We start from the raw sequence: 18,140 nt of genomic DNA, 5'->3' as shown, positions 1-18,140 counted from the left end.
TCCGAAGCGTCTGCGTGGGTGACGCAGCCGCGAGCCCGGCTCGAGCACGACTTCCTCGGAGAGAAGTCGGTTCCTGCGGGGGCGTACTGGGGTGTGCACACCGCGCGCGCCCTCGAGAACTTCACCGCCAGCGGCACGCCGGTCTCCGTCCACCCCACGCTCGTGGCAGGTCTGGGCTCGGTCAAGCTGGCCGCCGTCCGCGCGAACCATGAGCTGGGGCTGATCGATCGACGCCGGGCCGAGGCGATCGAGCAGGCCTGTCAGGACGTCATGGCCGGGCTGCTCGACGACCAGTTCGTGGTCGACGTCCTCCAGGGTGGCGCAGGCACGTCGACGAACATGAACGCGAACGAGGTCATCGCGAACCGCGCGCTCGAGCTTCTCGGCCTGCCCGCCGGGAGCTACGAGGAGGTGCACCCCCTGGACCACGTGAACCGAAGCCAGAGCACCAACGACGTCTACCCCACGGCGTTGCGACTGGGTCTGCTTGCCGCCCTCGACGGTCTGTCCGCATCCGTGCACATCCTCGCCGAGGCCTGCGAGGCCAAGTCCCGTCAGTTCTGGTCGGTGCCGAAAGTGGGGCGCACGCAGCTTCAGGACGCCGTCCCCATGACTGTCGGCCAGGAGTTCGCCGCCTGGGCCGCCACCCTCGTCGAGGAGCAGGCGCGCATCGTGGACTCGCGCGGGCTGCTGCGCGAGATCAACCTCGGGGCCACCGCGATAGGCACCGGCATCACCGCGGTGCCTGAGTACCGCGAGTCGGTGTGCCGCCACCTGCGCGAGGTCACCGGCCTGCCCATGGTCGGCGCGTCGAACCTGGTCGAGGCAACGTCCGACACCGGGGTGTTCGTGCAGCTCTCCGGGGTGCTCAAGCGCACCGCCGTGAAGGTGTCGAAGATCTGCAATGACCTCAGGCTGCTCTCCTCCGGGCCGCAGGCGGGCTTCGGCGAGCTGCGTCTGCCGCCCCGGCAGGCCGGTTCCAGCATCATGCCCGGCAAGGTGAACCCGGTGATCCCGGAAATGGTGAACCAGGTGGCGTTCAGCGTCATCGGGAACGACGTCACCGTGACCATGGCCGCGGAGGCCGGACAGCTGCAGCTCAACGCGTTCGAGCCGGTGATCGCACACAACTTGCTCCAGGGCATCAGCTGGATGACCGCGGCCTTCCGGACGTTGGCCGAGCTGTGCATCGATGGGATCGAGGTCAACCTGGAGCACTTGGAGACGTCGACGGCGCGAAGTGTCGGCATCGTCACCGCGCTCACCCCCAGTCTCGGGTACACCGCCGCGGCGGACATCGCCAAGGCTGCGCTGGCGGGTGAGGGGATGGTGCGCGAACTGGTCCTGGCGACCGGGCTGGTCGACGCCCAGCAGCTGGACGCGCTGCTCCACCCCGAGCGACTCGCCGGGCTCCCTGTCAGCGAACCGCCATCGGCCGCGGGCTGACGACGCCGGACATGCGCCCGCGGCTCAGCCCCAGCCGAGCGGGAACACCTCGAACGTCGATGCGTGGGTGACACCGAGCCCCTGGCCGCCGACGCGGAGGATGCCGTCCAGGAACTCCTCGGGGTCCCACCCCTCCCAGCCGAGGCCGTCGATGTAGGCCTTGTGCTCCTTCAGGGACGCCACACCTGCGGCGAAGGTGTCGGTGACGTCGACCGCGTGCGTCGACTGGGGCGACCCGCCGGCCCACACAGCACGTACGCCACCCCACGGCTCGAGGCCGTCGGTCAGCTGCTCGGGGAAGATCCACCGGTTGCCGGCATCCCGTACGGCGTCCAGCAGCGCCTTGCCCACGGCGATGTGGTCGGCCTGGTTGAGGTTGGTGCCGCCAAAGGTCTCGCGGAAGTTGATGGTCATCGCGATGTCGGGCCGGTGCCGCCGTACGACCTCGGTGATGACGCGACGCAGTGCGACGCCGTACTCCAGGATGCCGTCGGGAAGGTGCAGGAACTCGACCTCGTCCACGCCGACGGTGCGTGCCGAGGCGATCTCCTCGGCCTCGCGCAGCGGCGCGCACTCGTCGGGGTGCAGGCCGTCGATGCCGGCCTCACCGCTGGTCACCATGCAGTAGACGATGCGCTTGCCCTGGCCGGTCCAGCGCGCCACGGCGGCGGCTGCGCCGTACTCGATGTCGTCGGGATGGGCGACCACGAAGAGCGCGGTCTGCCAGTCCTCGGGAAGTGCCTCGAAGGTGGGAGGAGTCGGGGAGGTGTGCGACATGGGTCGAGCATGGCACCCGAGCGGAGGGAATGTCTGCCCAGAGAGGCCCGGAGGGCCCTGTGTCAGGCCATCACGCCGACGGCCTGGGGGGCGAAGCCAGGGAAGACCTGGGCGACCGAGACGCCGAAGCGACGCGTGACCACCTCGGCCAGCACGCTGCGGTAGTCGGTGGTGACCAGCAGGTCGGCGTCGAGGGAGTTCGCCAGTCCCGGCCAGGAGCCGTAGTAGCGCCCGCCCTTCACGCCGGCGCCGGCGACGAACATGACGTTGCCGAAGCCGTGGTCGGTGCCGTAGTTGTCGTTCTCCTTGACCCGTCGGCCGAACTCGCTCAGGGTGACCAGCGTGACCCGGTCGGCGGCCGGGCCGAGGTCGGCGAAGAACGCGGCGATCGAGCTGGCCAGGTCACCGGCGTTGCGCTTCATCTCGCCCCACTCGAGGGTGCCGAGGTCGGTGTGCATGTCCCAGTCGCCCTGGTCGACAGTCACGACCTCGGCGCCGACACCGGCACGCACGATGCGCGACACGTCGGACAGCGCCTTGCCCAGGTCGGTGTCGGGGTAGGGAGTGGCCGCCGACTCCTGCGTCGGCAGGTCGCGAGCCGCGCCGAAGGTCTCCGCGCCGCTGATCGCGTCGCGGACCGCCTGGCCCATCCGGCCGTTGCCCTTCCACGCGTGCTTGAGCGCCGCGAGCCGGCGGCCGTCCTCGTCGGTGCCGGCGACCTTGGCCTCGTCGACGCGGCCGACCACGAAGGCCGGGTTGGTGCCGAAGAGCGAGGTCGGGACCTGGTTGCCCATCGCCGTCCCCTGCAGCGGTGACGCGCCCGGCAGCTCGCCGAGGAGGCGGTTGAGCCAGCCGTTGCGCTCGTCTGAGCCGGGAGCGGCGTCCTCGATGGCCTCCATCGCCGCGAAGTGCGAGCGGTTGGGGGTCGCCATCCCGGTAGCGTGCACGGCCGCCAGCGAGCCGGCGGTCCACATCGGCAGCAGGGGCGCGAGGGCGGGGTGCAACCCGAACATCGGGTCCGGCGCCAGCAGCGCCGAGTGCGGTACGCCGATGCGCGGGCGCGCCGCGTAGTAGGCCGGGTCGCCGTGCGGCACGACCAGCGAGAGACCGTCGGCGGCACCGCGCAGCGACAGCAGCACCAGCACCGAGCCGGTGGGGGAGGCAAGGCGGGTCGCGGTGCGGTTGGTGACGGCGTACGCGCGGGGTCCGGATCCGGTGAGTCCCGGGCCGAGGGCGATCGCACCGCCGGCGAGTGCCGTGCCGAGCAGGGCGCGGCGGGTCAGGGCCGTGCGCGCCTGGTCGTAGTCGGGGCAGCCACACGCACGGGGGGCCGAGGGAGTCAGGTCAGGAGCAGTCATGTCAGCACGCCAGGTGGTCGGGGGAGTCGAGGACAGCGGCGAGCAGCCGCGGGAAGCCCCACTGGAAGAGGCCGTGGTCGCGGTCGATGCGTTCCTTGGCCCGGCACCCGGTGGCCAGGCAGGCGGTCGCGAGCAGCTGCTTGGTGGCGGGACGGTGGAGGAGGTCGCGACTCACCTCGTCGACGAGGTCGGAGAACTTGGCGGACTTCTTGGCCGGCACCCACCGCGTGGGCTTGGGGTAGTGCACACCGCCGGTGGGCCACCACCCGCCGGCCATCGACCAGTGCATGCTCATCGACCCGAGGGCCCGCGCCGGAGAGGCCCAGATGTCGTCGTTCACAGGAGTGCCGTCCGGGCGCGGCCACGCGTGAGGTGAGAGGCCGAGTGTGGAGGCCTGCCAGACGATCGCGTTGGCCCCGGACTCCTCGCCGCTCGGGCGGTCGATCCCGACACCGAGCGCCCGATAGGTCGCGACGACGTCCTCGCTGGGGTCGCGGAGCTTGCGACCGGCCGAGGCCCGGAACTCCTTGCTCGCGACCAGGGCCCGCAGCACCGGCACGATCTCGGTGTCGTTCTTGAGGTAGACCTTCGCCAGTCGCCGGACGAGCGCCGGTGGCGGGTCGTCGCGCACGAACTTGGTCGCCAGCCGCTCGGCGATGCGCTGGGCGGTGTCGGGGTGGTGCGCGAGGTAGCGCAGGTAGTCGCGCGTGACCTCGCGGCCGTCGCGGGAGCCGTTCTTGTCGCTGAAGCCCCGGACCTTCACTCGCCCGGTCCAGTGGTCCTCCTTGACGTAGGACGCGGCCCACGACTCCCAGAGGTCGACGTGCCAGCCGGTGAGGATGCGCGCCGAGGCCTTGACGTCGTCCTCGCTGTAGTTGCCTGCTCCGAGGGTGTGCAGCTCGAGCAGCTCGCGGCCGAGGTTCTCGTTGGGAGCCCGCTTGGTGGAGGTGGCCGCCGACAGGAAGATCAGCATCGCCGGGTGGGTGGTGGTCGCGGCGAGCATCTGGTCGAAGCGCCCGAGCGCGTGCTGCCTGATTGTGTCGCCGTAGTCGACCCGCCAGGTGAAGTGCGCGTCCCCGCTCACCGGGACGTGGAGCATGGCCTCCCAGAACTCGGTCATCTTCTCGAGCACGGGCCGCCGCGTCCGGATGCGCCGCACCAGGAGCCAGCGACCGTAGTCGTCCATGACCTCCCAGCCGCCGCGGATCTCCTGGATCTGGCGCTGCCAGAGGTCGGCCGGCTTTCGGTCGAGGTCGGGCCACCAGCCGCGCACCTGGTCCGCGGCGGCGTCCGGGAACGCGCCGGGACGGGTGAGCTGCTTCTCGAACCACGCGTCCGCCCCACCTGCACGGCGTACGTCCTGGGCGAGCGTGGCGTCCACGCCGTAGCCGAAGCGCGTCACCAGGTGACGCTGCGACGGGGTCAGCAAGGCTGCGCGACGATTCCTGGCCACCGAGGTCCTCCACTCCCGAGTCGGCATACTCTCCCACGTCACGCGCCTGGTCGGGGCATTTATCCGGTTGCTGATCGGTCGCGCTCCGGTGTCGGATGCGGACGTGGACATCCGCGAGCTCGACGTCACCGACCCCTCCGCACGTCGAGCCTGGTACGACGTGATGGAGCGCGCGGCGCGAGCCGACCGGCCGCACGCGCTCCTCGAGGGCTTCGACGCCTTCGAGGTCACCGCGACCGAGCCGGGGGAGTACGCCGAGCGGGTGCGGCTCGAGGCCCGGGACGGCGGCGAGGTGGTCGGCGTTGCCGAGCTCGAGCTCCCGCTCACGGAGAACCTCGACGTGGGCTGGTGCGATGTCAACGTGGTGCCCGAGGAGCGCCGGCGGGGCATCGGGCGCGCGCTGTTGGAGGTCGTGGCCGGCCGCGCCCGCAACGCAGGGAGGAGCCGCCTCGGTGGCGAGGTCAACGTCGATCCCCACGGCTCTCGGGCAGGCCTCGAGTTCGCGCTCGCGATAGGTGCCGAGGAGAAGCACCGCGAGGACCACCTGGTCGCCGACCTGCCGATCGAGCCCGCCCCGGTCGACCCGGCCTACGAGGTCGTCACCTGGCGCGGACGCTGCCCCGACGAGCACCGGGAGGCCTACCTGGCCATGCGCAACCAGATGAACGCCGACGTCCCGACCGGCCAGCTCGACCTCGAGGCAACCGTCCTCTACGACGCCCGGCTCGCCTCGTCAGAGGAGCGGCTCGCCAGGTCGTACGACGTCCGGGTGGCTGCCGCCCGCCGGCGCACGGACGGCGCCTTCGGCGGCTACTCCCTGCTGTTCGTGCCGCACGGCGCGGACTACGGCTGGCAGGACGACACGCTGGTCATGCCCGAGCACCGTGGCCACCGGCTCGGCGGCGCGATGAAGACGACCAACTACGCCGACCTCCCCGAGCACATCGGCCTCGTCCACACCTGGACCGCACCCTCCAACACCGCGATGCACCACACCAACACCGCGCTGGGCTTCCAGGTCGTGGAGCACATGTACGAGATGGAAGCCTCCATCTGACTGCCCGATAGGGTGCGCCCCGAGGGGCGGTAGCTCAGTCGGTCAGAGCAGAGGACTCATAATCCTTGGGTCGTGGGTTCGAGCCCCACCCGCCCCACGATCGCAGGATGTGCAAGATCTGCGAGGTGTGTCAGCGTCCCGAGGACGACGCTGAAGCCGCGCGCTCCGCTGACGCCGTGGCAGCCTGGTCGCGGAGCCTCGTCATCAGCGCGAGGCTCGGGTAGGAGTCGTCGCGCACCTTCTCCCAGAGGACGGCGATGTAGTCGTCACGCTCCTCGTCGGTGACGATCTCCTCGATCAGGTCCAGCATCGTGGTCGAGGGGTAGGTGTCGTCGGCAACCTTGCCGAGCAGCAGGTGAACCAGCTGCCCGCGGGGGTCTCGATCGTTGTCTGCCATGGTGTTCCTCCTTGTCGTGCTCGACGGAGCGGGTCACTCCGCCAACAGGGTTCCGAGGGGCCCCAGGTCGATGTTGAGGTCGGCGGTGGTGAGGTCGTACCTCGCCTTGAGCTCCTCCATCGCTTGTTCGAGGTGCATCAACCCGGTGCCGAGTCCCTCGATCTGCTCATCGGTGAGGTCGCCCTCGTCGACGCGGCGCAGGGCTTGCTTCTCCATCAGCTGCCGCACCAGCTCGATGATGGTGAGGACGAGCTTGAACAGGTCTCGCTCCACCGACTCGGCGTCAGTCTCGAGGCGTTGCGGGATGAGACGAGGCTGCTCGCTCATCGCGGTTCCATCATGTCGGCGCGGATCGTCGTGATCAGCGCGTGCAGCCGCACCTGGACGAGGTCGACGCCTGCCAGGGAGATCACGATGTCGCCGGAGAGCACCACTCCGGTCCCCAGGAGCCGGTCGAGCAGGTCGACGAGCGCCATGGGCTCCTGGTCGCGTGGCGACGGCAACGTCGCGGCGACGCGGGTCTCGCCCAGAACGGAGGTCATCGCTGCTCCAGCATGGCGAAGGAGTACGGCGGCCACGGGCCCTTCACGTCGACCTCGAGGTGCGGCTGGGCCTCGGCGCAGCTCGCGGCCTCCTCTGCGAACGCCGTGCCCTCGGCAGCCTCGACGAGGTAGGCGGCATTGAGCACCATCGTGCCGTGGTGGCCGGTGAGCCGGGGGTCCTGGGGTTGCAGCACTCGCGTCGCGACGGCCCGTGCGCTGAGGACCTCGTGGATGCGGTGCGCCTCCTGCTGCGACTCGGACTCGCGCTGGCTTCTCTGCTCGACGGCGGCCTTCCTCTGCCGCAGGTAGTCCGCGCCGCTGGCAGGTCGGTTGTCCGGGTCACGAGTGCCGGACGCCCCTGGAGCGCCGTTCGCAGCGATGATCTTCACGCTCCACTCGAGCCGGCCGGCCACCCGGTCCAGGACTTGTGTGAGGGCGTGGCGCCACTCGTCGAGGCGACGGTTCAGGCTGTCGTCGTCGAGAAAGATGGTGGCAAGACGCATCGGCGCGACCGGACCGAGATCGGAGACGGCCTCGATGACGGCGTGGTGGGTCTGCGCCGCCTTCTCCAACCACTCCAGCTTTTCCAGGTTCACGCGCAAGGCTTCCTCGCCGTACTCGTCGAGGTCGACGGTGCTGACCACCGCCAGGAACTCGTCGTGCTCGAGCACCTCCAAGGTGCCTCCGGACAGGGCTGGGACGTCGCGCAGCGCCTGGGGGTCCACGTCCCTCGTCACGGCGTACAGGTAACGACCACTTTCCCCCATGGTCAGGACCCCTTGCCCGACTCCAGCTCGTCGACGCGTTCGCGGAGCTCCCGGTTCTCGTCCTCCAGGGCCTGGGCGCGCCCCGACAACATCGGGTCGTGGCGCCACCAGTCGATGCCCATCTCCTGCGCCTTGTCGACCGACACGACGAGCAGCCGGATCTTGATCGTCAACAGCTCGATGTCCAGGAGGTTCACCTGGATGTCACCGGCGATGATGATCCCCTTGTCGAGGATGCGCTCGAGGATGTCGGCGAGGTTGGCCGGTTGGGGGCGTCCGGCTTGTGACATGCCGCCCTGATAGGCACGGGCAGCGGGAACCTGGTCGGGAGTCTCGCTCATTGGTCGCCCCTGGTGTCCCCGCGGCTGAAGCGCCCGACCCGGCGGTACCCCTGCAGCTCTCCTCGTGAGTCGACGAGGACTTCGTAGGTGGCCAGGACGTCCGTCGTGCTCGGCACGCGCCGCAGCTCCACCGCCTGCACCTCGACCCTCCATCCCTCGTCCGTGCGCTCGAGGCTGGTGATGCTCTCGATGTCGTGCCCCGTCATGCCGGCGACCTCAGCAATGGCAGCGCGTCCGACCTCGGTCGCCCCGAGCTCGGGACGGCTGGCCGCCTTCGGAGCGGACGCACGTCCCCGGGAGCCCGATTGTCCGGACGTCGTCCGGGCGTCCTTCGCCGTCCCCGAGTTCTTGGCCGCTGCCTTGCGGGCCGGCTTCTTGCTGGTCGACTTCTGGGCGGGTTGGCGTCTCCCGGTGGCCTTCTTCGTGGTGGCGGTCTGGTCGTCCTCGGAAGCCATGCGTCATCCCTCCCTGCGGCGGCGGTTGGCGCCGATCACCATGCGTTCGATGAGCTCGTCCTCCAGTTCGATGGCTTCCTCCTCGCTCAGCTCCCCGGCGTCGCGACGCCGTTCGACGTCCTCGAGCAGCCCGCGGATGCGTTCGGGGTCGTAGAACTCCTCCTCGGCCGCGTGCAGCACCTGCTCGGCCACCGCGACCGTCCCACGCAGCGGGGCCAGCGGCAAGGTCAACAACCCGGTGATCAGTCCCATCACACGTCTCCGACGAAGTCGTACGGCGCCAGCGGACCGACGAGGCTCAGGTGGATGCGCTCGTGCACCACCTCCGCCAGGCCTTCGAGGATGTGCTCGAAGTCGTCCTGGTGTGCCTGGTCGACCAGGACCGCGACCTTGAGCACGTGGTCGACGCCGGAACCGGGGCGCGCCTGCACGTCGACGACGTGTGCGGACACCACGTCCATGATCATCTCGGAGTCCGCGTCCCGCTTCGTCTCCAGCGCTCGAGCGACCAGCTCGCCGAGTCGGACCCGCTCTCCGTACGCGCTGTCCGGCGGCAGGTCCCGGGTCAGCTCGCGCAGGTGGGCGATCTCCGGGTCGCCACGTACGACTTCGGCCAGCACTGTCGACTCCTCGTACGTCGCCCTGAGGTTGAACTGGACACGGCCCTTCAGGTCCGCGAGCAACGCGCCGAACCACTCCGCGTTGGGCGCCAACAGGTCCTCGATGACGGCCAGGTCGTCGTCCATCACCGAGCCGAACCTCACCGGTGCCACCGGTCCCTCGAGGGCCAGGGAGTCGAGAACGCGACCGTAGGCCAGCAGGTCCGCCTTCCGCCCCGGCGGGCGCTCCGTCGAGACGTCACTCACCACTGCGGCGATCGGGTCGCCGACTGCCAGGATCACGCGCACCGGGGAGTCGCCGACCCCGAGCAGGCCCTCCTGGACCTGTGCCTCGGGTCCGACGACCCCGTAGATGAACACATCGGTGGTCATCGCGTCTCCGCCCGTGACTCACGCCTCCTGGCGGCGGCGCGAGGGCGACTTGCGCGCCGGGCGACGCTCATCATCATCATCGTCGTCGTCGCTGCCGCCTGTGAGTGCCTTCTTCGCACCTCGTACGGCGCCGCTGACCTTCTTGGTCGCGCCCGACTCCTGCATGTTGCCGATGAACTCGTCGAGAGGCTTGCCGCCGCCGGCCTCGTTGAGGTCGAGGCGGCTCGTCGCCTCGGCGAAGCGCAGGTAGGTGTCGACACTCGCGATCACGATGCGGGCGTCGATGGTCAACAGCTCGATCCCCACGAGCGACACGCGGACGTAGGCGTCGATCACGATGCCCTTGTCCAGGATGATCTCGATGACATCTGCGAGGCCGCTGGGCGCCGGGCGCTCGAGGTAGCCACCACCACCGCGGCGGCTGCTTGACTGAACGGTCATGGCTGGTCTCCTTCGATCGGTGGGTCAGCTGGCCCGGCGGCGACGCCGACGGGCGGGGCGAGCTTCTTCTGCTTCTTCTCCCTCGGACTCGGCGTCATCGCTGCCCTCGGCATCTTCCTCGTCCTCGGCCTCGAAGTCACCACCCTCCTCGTCCTCGTACTCCTCGTCGGCGACGTCCTCGTCCTCGCCCTCGTCCTCGCCCTCGTCCTCGACGTCTTCGTACTCAGCCTCGGGCTCTTCCTCGGGCTCTTCCTCAGCGTCTTCGTCGGCCTCGTCGTCTTCGTCGGCCTCGTCGTACTCGTCCTCAGCCTCGGGCTCGTCCTCAGCCTCTTCGTCGGCCTCGTCGTACTCGTCCTCAGCCTCCGGCTCGTCCTCGTCGGCCTCGTCCTCAGCGTCGTACTCGTCCTCAGCCTCGGGCTCCTCGTCGGCCTCGTCAGCCTCTTCGTCGGCCCCCTCGTACTCGTCCTCGGCGTCGGCCTCTGGCTCGTCCTCGGCCTCCTCGTCCTCGTCCTCGTCCTCGTCCTCGTACTCGTCCTCGGGCACGTCCGACTCCTCGCCGTCGTCGCCCTCGGTCGCCTCATCCGAGGAGTCGTCCTCGTACTCGTCCTCGCCGTCCTGCTCCTCCTGCTCCTCCTGCTCGACGACCTCCTCGTGGGACTGCACGACCTTCCCGTCCTTGATGACCCCTCGCCAGCCCTCGACCTCATCGGGGTTGAGGACGGTGCGTGTCATCACGTGCCGACGGAAGTGGCGCAGCTCGGCGCGAGCACGACGGCCCTGCGCCTCCCAGATGTTGCCGGTCTTCTCGAACAATCCCTGGGGGTAGTACTCCAGGACCACGAGGATCCGCGTCAGGTTGGGTCCGAGCTCGTGGAAGGTCACAGCCCCATCCACGTGGCCCTTCTCGCCCTTGGACCGCCACACGATGCGCTCGTCCGGGACCTGCTCGAGGATGGTGGCTTCCCACGTGCGGTGGGAGAGGAAGATCTGCGCTTTGAAGGTGATCTTGTTGTCCTCGGGCGAGTCGACGTTCTCGACCTTCTTCATGAAGCTGGGGAAGGCCCCGAACTCCGTCCACTGGTTGTAGGCGACCTTGATCGGGACGCCGACGTCGATGGACTCGATGATGTTGGTCGACTTCGTCGCCTTGCCACCACCGCTCTTTCCTCCTCCGCCGGTCACCTTGTCCTTGATGCCGGAAGCAGCGCCCTTGAGTGCGCCCATGACAGGAGAGTCGCCCTTCGCGGCTGCTTCACCGCCCTTGGCCACGGCCTTGCCGACCGGCCCGCCGTCGGCGATCCCCTCCAAGCGGTCAGTAATGCTCCCGACACGGTCGCTGAGGCCGGTCATGGCCTTGTCGCCCAAGGCCTGCAGGAAGTCCTGGGAGACGTCCTTGAGCTTGCCCAGCGCCTCGGTGTTCTTCTCGTTGTCTGCCATGGCGATCAGCTCCTCGACCGTGACCGGCTAGAGCTCCCCGACGACGAGGACTTCTTGGCTGCGGTCTTCTTGGCTGGTGCCGACTTCTTGGCGGCTGTGGACTTCGAGGTCGTGGTCTTCTTGGCTGCGGTCTTCTTGGCCGGTGCCGACTTCTTGGCTGCTGTCGACTTCGAGGTCGCGGTCTTCTTGGCGGGCGCCGACTTCGAGGTCGCGGTCTTCTTGGCCGGTGTGGACTTCGAGGTCGCGGTCTTCTTGGCCGGTGTGGACTTCGAGGTCGCCGTCTTCTTGGCCGGTGTGGACTTCGACGTCGACGTCTTCTTCGCTGCCGAGGCCTTCTTGGCGGATCCCGACCCGGACGAACCGGAGCCTGACCGCGACGAGCTGGCCGCCTTCTTGGCAGTGCCCGTCGACGCCTGGGCCCCAGAGGCCCTACGGCCGGCGGACGCTGCCTTCGCCGAAGTCCCCGACGACCTGCGTGACTTCGTGGCGCCGCGCGAGCGGCGCGCTAGCTTCCGCGGTCGCGACGGAGGCTCCTCGGGCTCATCCTCGGGCTCATCCTCGGGCTCGTCCTCGGGCTCGTCCTCGGCCTCGTCCTCGGCCTCGGGCTCGGGCTCGTCCTCGGGCTCATCATCAGCAGCCGAACCCTCGTCGTCGTCGGACGCCGCGTCCTCGTCCTCGTCCTCGAGCTCGTCGTCGTCGGACGCCTCGTCCTCGGGCTCGTCCTCGGGCTCGTCCTCGTAGTCCTCGTCGCCGTCTGCCGGCTCCTCGTCTTCCTGGTCGTCCTGGTCGTCCTGGTCGTCGTTGTCGCGAAGCGAGCTGGTGATCAGCTCCAGGCGCTGCACTGCGGCGGTGATGGCGGCGGCCTTGGCGGCGTCTACCAGCCGACCGGTGACCTGGTCCTGCAGCTTCTTGAGCTCGGGGCTCTGGTCGGCGAGCTTTTGGCCCTGCGCCAACAGTGCCTGCGGGTTGCTGGCGAGCTTCCGGCCGGCCAGCATGCTGCCGACCGTCATGGCCAGCCGGAGCTTCTTCCTCCTGCCCAGGAGATATCCGCTTGCCACCCCGACGGCGATCTTCGTGGTTGCGCTCATGTGCTCCCTCACTTCTTTGGCGTCCGACTCTCGTGCATCTCACGCCCAGGCCGTCCCACTCACCGCTGTGCCAACGACTGGGCTTGCTGGCCGGCACCTGTAGGCGGCGAGCCTCCTACCGGCCCCGCGTGTGCCTTCGACACTCACACAACGGCGTTGGGCCTGTAGACACCCGAAGGGGTAGCACCGGAACGGCCTCGTCCGCTCCGCTCGTACAGCGCGAGGCCGACCCGCACGCGATGGCTCACGGGCTGTTGCTCACTCGTGGTCCGTGGTGTCCTTGTCTGACAGGGGACAGCGAGTACGACACATGTCCGACTCCACAGAAGGGACCCGCAGATGAAGCTGTTGCGTTGGCTGGCGGCCGGTGTGCTCTGGATCCTCGCCGGGGTGGTCGGCCTCCTGGGAGCGCTGCTCTCCGTCACGATCGTCCTCCTGCCGCTGGGCATCCCGTTGCTGCTGCTCGCGCGAAAGCTGGGGGCGCTGGCCGGCGGGCTCCTTCTGCCGCGCGCGGTCAGGCACCCAGTGAAGGAGCTGAGCAGCAAGACCGGGGACGCTGCGGCATCGGCTCGCAAGGAGACTCGTGGGCTCCTCAAGAAGAGCGGGAAGTCCGTGACGGACGCCTCGCCCGCGAAGGAGCTGAGCAAGAAGGCGAAGAAGAAGCTGAAGCCCAAGAAGAAGGGTCTCGGCCGCCTCACGTCGTAGTCGCGACGGCAGCTCTGAGTCCGGCCCTGATCAGCCCTCGCCGGCGATGAGGAACTGGTCGCCGCTCCGCTGGAGCCGCAGCCGCCCTGTCTCCGTGGAAGTCCCTCCGGACGTGGTGACGTAGTCGATGGTGTAGGACGTCGTGAGGGTCCTGGGATCGGCCTGGATGTCGTACGCGGTCGCCGAGCTGATCGTGCTCCAGAACCCCGCATACCGCTCGTATCCACCGCTCTGTGCCTGGAACTGCGGGGTGAGCATCGCGAAGGTCGACTCGGGGTCGGAGGTGACCAGGGAGAAGTAGTCCTGCACGAAGGCCTGCATCGCCGCTCTCGTCTGGGCTGCTCCGTTCGGCGGCGGGCTGGGCTCGGTGGTCGGCTCCTCCGTCTCCGTGGGCTCCTGAGTGGGCTCCGCAGTCGGCTCCTCCGTCGGCTCCTCGGTCGGCTCCTCCGTCTCCTCCGTCGGTTCCTCCGTCGGCTCCTCGGAGGCAGACGGTTCCTGGGTCTGCTCGGACGTGGACGTCCCGGCGGTCGTGTCGGGAGTCTCCCCGTCCTGCAGCCGCAACAGCCACATGCCCAGTCCGGCCAGCAGCACCAGGGCGAGCAGGGCCGCGATCCAGCCCAGCGGAATGCCGCGCGACCTCGAGTCGGACCGGGCAGACTCCGCGGTGGCGGCCCGCGCGGCGACCGGCGCCGGCACGGGCTCCGGAACCGCCGCGCCGACCGGCCCGCTCGGCGCTGACGTGAAGGGTGTGCCCAGCACCATCGTCGCCCCGTCCTCGTCGCGTGGGTCCTCCCGGGACCGCGGTGCGACCGCGCTGCTGGGCTCCCCGCGCGCGATGCGCCGCAGGTCGTCGCGCACCCTCAGCACTGGCCACCGCTCGTCGGGGTCCTTCACCATCATCACGGCCAGCAGCCCCGCCAAGGGGTGCTCGTCGGGCAGCCGCGGAGGGTCGTCGTGGACGATCTTGTAGAGGCCGCCGAGGATGTTCTCGCCCATCTCGTACGGCGCGCGGCCGACGATCGCGTAGAAGAGCGTGGCACCCAGCGACCAGACGTCGCTCGCCGCGGTCGCGGGCTCCCCGGACGCGACCTCGGGGGCGAGGTAGGCGGGGGAGCCGGTGACGAAACCGGTCTGCGTCAGCGACCCGTCACTGGCGGCGCGAGCGATGCCGAAGTCGCCCAGCTTCGCATGGTTGTCGTCGTTGACCATGATGTTGCTGGGCTTGACGTCGCGGTGCACGATGCCGGCCTTGTGGGCCTGGACGAGGGCGTCGGCGGCCTGGGCGATGATGCCGGCCGCGCGCGTGTGGGTCAGGGGCCCATCCGCCCTGACCAGGTCGGTGAGCGTGCGTCCGTCGACGAGCTCCATGACGAGCCAGTAGCAGTCCTCGTCCTTGACGAGGTCAAAGATGGACACCACGTGCGGGTGGTTGATGCCGGCGGCGAGGCGCGCCTCACGCTCGGCGCGCGCGATGTCCTGCCCCGTCGTCCCGGGCAGGAGGCCGATGCGCTTGATCGCGACCGACCGGCCCAGCACCTCGTCGTGGGCGAGGTGCACGATCCCGGCGCCGCCGCGCCCGATCTCGCGCTCGAGGGTGTACCTGCCTGCGATCACCTGCGGACCCTTCATTGGCTCCGTCTCAGGCTAGCCACGGGAGCGACATCCCCTCACACCCGTTGGGACCTGTGTGAGCGCCCCGGGATCTCCTAGCCCTCGCCCGCGATCAGGTAGTGGTCGTCCTGCCGTTGGAGCTGCAGCCGGATCTGGTCGGTCTGGCTCCGGCCGGTCTTCATGATGTACGTGACGGTGTAGCCGACCGTCAGGTCGGACGGGTTGCTCTCGATCGCGGCGACCTCCGCGGATCGCACCCGTCGCCACCAGTCCAGGTAGCCGTCGTAGCCTCCGCTCACCTCCTGGAACTCCGGCGTCAGCTGATCGAAGGCGGACTCGGGATCGCTCGTCACGGTCGCCAGGTAGGACGTGATGAACGCGTCCATCTGCTCGCGCGTGTCCTCGGCGGACGTCGACGGAGGGTCGCTGGTCGTCTCGGAGGTCTGCGAGGTCTGCGAGCGGTCCGGGACGTCGTTGTCGGCCGCCTCCGGCGTCCCGCGCCCGGCCCAGACGTACGCCGCGACGACCGCGGCGACGGCCAGCACTGCTGCGGCCGCGATCCATCCCCACCCGATGCCGCCGGATCGCCGCGCGGCACGGGGGACGGGTGCCGGTGGTGGTGGGGGCACCGCAGTCACGGTCGGCAGCTCACCGGTCCGCTCGGGCGTGGGCGGTACGCCGTCCGGTGCCACGACAGTGGACCGCTCACCACGTGCCACGCGGGTCAGCTCGTCGCGCACGCGCTGCATCGGCCAGCGGTGCTCGGGCTCGCGGGTCATCATCACGCTGAGCAGGCCAGCCAGCGGGTGGTCGTCCGGGAGACGTGGTGGCTCCTCGTGGACGATCTTGTAGAGCGCGCCGATCAGGTTGTCGCCCACGTCGTAGGGCGGCTTGCCGGTGACCGCGTGGTAGAGCGTCGCGCCGAGCGACCACACGTCGCTGGCTGGGGTCGCGGACGCTCCCGAGGCGACCTCGGGAGCGAGGTAGGCGGGCGATCCGGTGACGAGCCCGGTCTGGGTGAGGGACACGTCCTCGCGAGACCGAGCGATGCCGAAGTCGTTCAGCTTGGCCGCACCCTTGGAGATCATGATGTTGCTGGGCTTGACGTCGCGGTGGACGATGCCGTTCGCGTGGGCCGCGACCAGTGCGTCCGCGATCTGGCTCAGCAGCGTGGCGGCCTCGACGGCCTCCAGCGGTCCTGTCGCGAGGACGCGCTCCCCAAGCGTCTGCCCGTCGACGTACTCCATCACCAGCCAGCGGACGTCGTTCTCGTCCACGAGGTCGAAGACCGAGACGACGTGGGGATGGTTGAGCGCCGCGGCGAGCCTGGCCTCGCGCTCGGCCCGCTCGAGCTCGGCGTTGTCCGAACCGGGGATCATCCCGACCCGCTTGATCGCGACCTGCCTGCCGAGCACTTCGTCGAGCGCGAGGTGCACCGTCCCCGAGCCCCCTCGCCCGATCTCCCGACCGAGCGTGTACCTGCCTGCGATCACGTGCCGTCCCTCCTCCATGCTCGCCCTAGGCTAGTGCGCGTCCACCAACCCGACCCCACCCGAAGGAACCCACGTGACGACCCCGAATGTCCTCGACGAGCTGGAGTGGCGCGGCCTCGTCGCCCACTCCACCGACCGCGACGCGCTCCGCGCGGCGCTGGGTGAGGGGAGCGTCAGGTTCTACGTGGGGTTCGACCCGACGGCGCCGAGCCTCCACATGGGCAACCTGGTCCAGCTCGTGACCGCGCGCCGCCTGCAGGACGCGGGCCACACGCCCTACATCCTCGTCGGCGGTGCGACCGGCATGATCGGAGACCCGCGCGACTCGGGGGAGCGCACGCTCAACTCGCTCGACACCGTCAAGGAGTGGACCGAGCGGGTGCGCCAGCAGGTCTCGCGGTTCGTCTCCTTCGAGGGGCCGAACGCCGCGACGACGGTCAACAACTACGACTGGACCGCATCGCTGTCGACGATCGACTTCCTGCGTGACATCGGCAAGCACTTCCCGGTGAACCGGATGCTGGCGCGCGACACCGTCAAGCGCCGCCTGGAGTCGGGGATCAGCTACACCGAGTTCTCCTACGTCCTCCTCCAGTCGATGGACTACCTCAACCTGTTCCGCGAGCACGGCGTGGTGCTGCAGTTCGGCGGATCCGACCAGTGGGGCAACATCACGGGTGGCGCCGAGCTCGTACGGCGTGTGGAAGGGGCGCACGCCTACGGCTTCGCCACGCCGCTCATCACCAAGTCCGACGGCACCAAGTACGGCAAGACCGAGGGTGGCGCACTGTGGCTCGACGCCGAGATGCTCTCGCCCTACGCCTTCCACCAGTTCTGGCTCAACGTGGAGGACGAGAAGGTCGGCGAGCTGCTGCGGATCTTCACGTTCTTGCCGCGCGAGGAGATCGAGGACCTCGAGCAGCAGACCGCGGAGAAGCCGTTCCTGCGTGCCGGCCAGAAGCGTCTGGCCGACGAGGTCACGGCACTCGTGCACGGTGCGGAGGAGGTCGAGCACGCCAAGGCGGCCGCGGCGGCACTGTTCGGCGGGGGAGACCTCTCCACGATCAAGCCCGACACCCTGGCCTCCGCCCTGCGCGAGGCCGGAGGTACGACGCTGCCGGCCGGACCGCTGCCCGGCATCCTCGACCTCCTGGTCGCCGCCGGGCTCGCGAAGAGCAAGGGTGAGGCGCGGCGTACGGTCACCGAGGGCGGTGCCTACCTCAACAACGTCAGGGTCGAGGACACCGAGCTCCAGCCGACAGAGGCCGACCTCGTGGCGGGGTCGTGGCTGGTGCTGCGCCGCGGCAAGAAGAACTTCGCGGGGGTCGAGCTGACGTGATCCCGGAGACGTGCGCGCCGGTCCGAAACGAGCGGCCGACACGCCCCCAAGTCGCCCCATGCGTCACAACAGGCCTCTGACCTGCACAAACGCTGGTGTGCCCGCGGTCACACCATCTCGATTTGCGCGTTCTCGGAGCGCGGTCTAATGTTCTGTTCGTCGCCAGGGAGCGGCGGGGAGCAAGACCGGTCAGGTCGGGCTCCCGGCCCCGGGAGGACAACCCGAAGCGGTCATCGGTCACGGTGACACCACCGGGTCAGAGCGAAACAGCCGAGGATTTGCCTCGCCAGAAAGTCGCTCGCTAAGTTTGACCAGTTGCCCCACGCAACCGAGATCCACTGGATCGCGATGTGGGTGCGTCTGATTCTTGAGAACTCAACAGTGTGTTTGATTAGTCGACGAATTAGTTTGTTTTGCCCCGTTGGCATCGATCTTTGTGGT

20 protein-coding genes and 1 tRNA gene are annotated in these 18,140 nt (G+C 69.3%); 5 read left to right on the top strand and 16 right to left on the bottom strand.

Annotated features, from left to right (window positions below; translation table 11 throughout):
• Positions 1-18 precede the first annotated feature (18 nt).
• On the top strand, positions 19-1,446 hold the full coding sequence (locus J3P44_RS24675) for an aspartate ammonia-lyase (protein WP_255893176.1): 1,428 nt from the start codon (positions 19-21) through the stop codon (positions 1,444-1,446).
• A gap of 24 nt (positions 1,447-1,470) precedes the next feature.
• On the opposite strand, the gene J3P44_RS24670 is transcribed toward J3P44_RS24675, so the two are convergent.
• The 3 genes from J3P44_RS24670 to J3P44_RS24660 form a co-directional block, all read right to left on the bottom strand.
• Positions 1,471-2,223 (bottom strand): PIG-L deacetylase family protein, encoded by a 753-nt coding sequence (locus J3P44_RS24670; protein WP_255893175.1) that lies wholly within the window; start codon positions 2,221-2,223, stop codon positions 1,471-1,473.
• A gap of 62 nt (positions 2,224-2,285) precedes the next feature.
• The gene (locus J3P44_RS24665) at positions 2,286-3,581 is read right to left on the bottom strand and encodes a DUF1501 domain-containing protein (protein ID WP_255893174.1); all 1,296 of its coding nucleotides are present in this window, start codon (positions 3,579-3,581) and stop codon (positions 2,286-2,288) included.
• A 1-nt stretch (position 3,582) separates the two neighbouring features.
• On the bottom strand, positions 3,583-4,983 hold the full coding sequence (locus J3P44_RS24660) for a DUF1800 domain-containing protein (RefSeq protein ID WP_255893173.1): 1,401 nt from the start codon (positions 4,981-4,983) through the stop codon (positions 3,583-3,585).
• 154 nt (positions 4,984-5,137) lie between these two features.
• Here J3P44_RS24660 and J3P44_RS24655 point away from each other — a divergent pair, with 154 nt between their 5' ends.
• On the top strand, positions 5,138-6,091 hold the full coding sequence (locus J3P44_RS24655; RefSeq protein ID WP_255893172.1) for a GNAT family N-acetyltransferase: 954 nt from the start codon (positions 5,138-5,140) through the stop codon (positions 6,089-6,091).
• Positions 6,092-6,114: 23 nt separating this feature from the next.
• Positions 6,115-6,188 (top strand) — tRNA-Ile (locus J3P44_RS24650).
• Positions 6,189-6,221: 33 nt separating this feature from the next.
• Here the strand turns inward: J3P44_RS24650 and J3P44_RS24645 are convergent.
• From J3P44_RS24645 to J3P44_RS24595, 11 genes are read right to left on the bottom strand one after another with little or no spacing between them, the layout of a single operon-like run.
• On the bottom strand, positions 6,222-6,488 hold the full coding sequence (locus tag J3P44_RS24645) for a hypothetical protein (protein ID WP_255893171.1): 267 nt from the start codon (positions 6,486-6,488) through the stop codon (positions 6,222-6,224).
• Between the two features lie 33 nt (positions 6,489-6,521).
• Positions 6,522-6,815 (bottom strand): gas vesicle protein K, encoded by a 294-nt coding sequence (locus tag J3P44_RS24640; RefSeq protein WP_255893170.1) that lies wholly within the window; start codon positions 6,813-6,815, stop codon positions 6,522-6,524.
• Entirely contained in the window at positions 6,812-7,030 is a 219-nt protein-coding gene (locus J3P44_RS24635; RefSeq protein WP_255893169.1) for a gas vesicle protein, read from the bottom strand. Before J3P44_RS24635 ends, J3P44_RS24640 begins: the two co-directional genes overlap by 4 nt.
• Entirely contained in the window at positions 7,027-7,797 is a 771-nt protein-coding gene (locus J3P44_RS24630; RefSeq protein WP_255893168.1) for a GvpL/GvpF family gas vesicle protein, read from the bottom strand. The genes J3P44_RS24635 and J3P44_RS24630 overlap by 4 nt, the downstream gene beginning before the upstream one ends.
• A 2-nt stretch (positions 7,798-7,799) precedes the next feature.
• Entirely contained in the window at positions 7,800-8,138 is a 339-nt protein-coding gene (locus tag J3P44_RS24625) for a gas vesicle protein (RefSeq protein ID WP_255893167.1), read from the bottom strand.
• A complete protein-coding gene (locus J3P44_RS24620) occupies positions 8,135-8,593 on the bottom strand; it encodes a gas vesicle protein GvpO (protein WP_255893166.1) in 459 nt (152 codons plus the stop codon). Before J3P44_RS24620 ends, J3P44_RS24625 begins: the two co-directional genes overlap by 4 nt.
• A gap of 3 nt (positions 8,594-8,596) precedes the next feature.
• The gene (locus tag J3P44_RS24615; RefSeq protein WP_255893165.1) at positions 8,597-8,845 is read right to left on the bottom strand and encodes a gas vesicle protein GvpG; all 249 of its coding nucleotides are present in this window, start codon (positions 8,843-8,845) and stop codon (positions 8,597-8,599) included.
• On the bottom strand, positions 8,845-9,585 hold the full coding sequence (locus tag J3P44_RS24610; RefSeq protein WP_255893164.1) for a GvpL/GvpF family gas vesicle protein: 741 nt from the start codon (positions 9,583-9,585) through the stop codon (positions 8,845-8,847). Before J3P44_RS24610 ends, J3P44_RS24615 begins: the two co-directional genes overlap by 1 nt.
• 18 nt (positions 9,586-9,603) lie before the next feature.
• Positions 9,604-10,026 (bottom strand): gas vesicle protein GvpJ, encoded by a 423-nt coding sequence (gene gvpJ / locus J3P44_RS24605; protein WP_255893163.1) that lies wholly within the window; start codon positions 10,024-10,026, stop codon positions 9,604-9,606.
• Between the two features lie 24 nt (positions 10,027-10,050).
• Entirely contained in the window at positions 10,051-11,463 is a 1,413-nt protein-coding gene (locus J3P44_RS24600) for an SRPBCC family protein (protein ID WP_255893162.1), read from the bottom strand.
• 5 nt (positions 11,464-11,468) lie between these two features.
• Positions 11,469-12,551 (bottom strand): hypothetical protein, encoded by a 1,083-nt coding sequence (locus tag J3P44_RS24595; RefSeq protein WP_255893161.1) that lies wholly within the window; start codon positions 12,549-12,551, stop codon positions 11,469-11,471.
• Positions 12,552-12,890: 339 nt separating this feature from the next.
• Between J3P44_RS24595 and J3P44_RS24590 the strand changes: the two genes are divergently transcribed.
• Positions 12,891-13,256 carry a hypothetical protein gene (locus tag J3P44_RS24590; protein WP_255893160.1) on the top strand — a complete coding sequence of 122 codons (366 nt, stop codon included), beginning with the start codon at positions 12,891-12,893 and terminating at the stop codon, positions 13,254-13,256.
• A 30-nt stretch (positions 13,257-13,286) separates the two neighbouring features.
• On the opposite strand, the gene J3P44_RS24585 is transcribed toward J3P44_RS24590, so the two are convergent.
• Together J3P44_RS24585 and J3P44_RS24580 are read right to left on the bottom strand one after the other, a co-directional pair.
• On the bottom strand, positions 13,287-14,870 hold the full coding sequence (locus J3P44_RS24585) for a serine/threonine-protein kinase (RefSeq protein WP_255893159.1): 1,584 nt from the start codon (positions 14,868-14,870) through the stop codon (positions 13,287-13,289).
• A 92-nt stretch (positions 14,871-14,962) separates the two neighbouring features.
• Positions 14,963-16,378, bottom strand: a complete 1,416-nt coding sequence (locus tag J3P44_RS24580) for a serine/threonine-protein kinase (protein ID WP_255893158.1) — start codon at positions 16,376-16,378, stop codon at positions 14,963-14,965.
• 55 nt (positions 16,379-16,433) lie between these two features.
• Between J3P44_RS24580 and tyrS the strand changes: the two genes are divergently transcribed.
• Complete coding sequence (gene tyrS / locus J3P44_RS24575) at positions 16,434-17,699, top strand: tyrosine--tRNA ligase (protein ID WP_255893157.1); 1,266 nt, start codon at positions 16,434-16,436, stop codon at positions 17,697-17,699.
• The last annotated feature ends 441 nt before the right edge of the window (positions 17,700-18,140 follow it).

The sequence above is a fragment of the Nocardioides astragali genome, assembly GCF_024436375.1.
Lineage (GTDB): Bacteria > Actinomycetota > Actinomycetes > Propionibacteriales > Nocardioidaceae > Nocardioides > Nocardioides astragali.
The sequence above is the reverse complement of the archived record's forward strand: the minus strand, read 5'-3'. Positions and strand labels throughout refer to the sequence as shown.

Excerpts from the sequence above, each read along its gene's own strand:
- J3P44_RS24670 (WP_255893175.1), bottom strand. The coding sequence starts at position 2,223 with ATGTCGCACACCTCCCCGACTCCTCCCACCTTCGAGGCACTTCCCGAG.
- J3P44_RS24665 (WP_255893174.1), bottom strand. The coding sequence starts at position 3,581 with ATGACTGCTCCTGACCTGACTCCCTCGGCCCCCCGTGCGTGTGGCTGC.
- J3P44_RS24645 (WP_255893171.1), bottom strand. The coding sequence starts at position 6,488 with ATGGCAGACAACGATCGAGACCCCCGCGGGCAGCTGGTTCACCTGCTG.
- J3P44_RS24640 (WP_255893170.1), bottom strand. The coding sequence starts at position 6,815 with ATGAGCGAGCAGCCTCGTCTCATCCCGCAACGCCTCGAGACTGACGCC.
- J3P44_RS24635 (WP_255893169.1), bottom strand. The coding sequence starts at position 7,030 with ATGACCTCCGTTCTGGGCGAGACCCGCGTCGCCGCGACGTTGCCGTCG.
- J3P44_RS24630 (WP_255893168.1), bottom strand. The coding sequence starts at position 7,797 with ATGGGGGAAAGTGGTCGTTACCTGTACGCCGTGACGAGGGACGTGGAC.
- J3P44_RS24625 (WP_255893167.1), bottom strand. The coding sequence starts at position 8,138 with ATGAGCGAGACTCCCGACCAGGTTCCCGCTGCCCGTGCCTATCAGGGC.
- J3P44_RS24620 (WP_255893166.1), bottom strand. The coding sequence starts at position 8,593 with ATGGCTTCCGAGGACGACCAGACCGCCACCACGAAGAAGGCCACCGGG.
- J3P44_RS24615 (WP_255893165.1), bottom strand. The coding sequence starts at position 8,845 with ATGGGACTGATCACCGGGTTGTTGACCTTGCCGCTGGCCCCGCTGCGT.
- J3P44_RS24610 (WP_255893164.1), bottom strand. The coding sequence starts at position 9,585 with ATGACCACCGATGTGTTCATCTACGGGGTCGTCGGACCCGAGGCACAG.
- gvpJ (WP_255893163.1), bottom strand. The coding sequence starts at position 10,026 with ATGACCGTTCAGTCAAGCAGCCGCCGCGGTGGTGGTGGCTACCTCGAG.
- J3P44_RS24600 (WP_255893162.1), bottom strand. The coding sequence starts at position 11,463 with ATGGCAGACAACGAGAAGAACACCGAGGCGCTGGGCAAGCTCAAGGAC.
- J3P44_RS24595 (WP_255893161.1), bottom strand. The coding sequence starts at position 12,551 with ATGAGCGCAACCACGAAGATCGCCGTCGGGGTGGCAAGCGGATATCTC.
- J3P44_RS24590 (WP_255893160.1), top strand. The coding sequence starts at position 12,891 with ATGAAGCTGTTGCGTTGGCTGGCGGCCGGTGTGCTCTGGATCCTCGCC.
- J3P44_RS24580 (WP_255893158.1), bottom strand. The coding sequence starts at position 16,378 with ATGGAGGAGGGACGGCACGTGATCGCAGGCAGGTACACGCTCGGTCGG.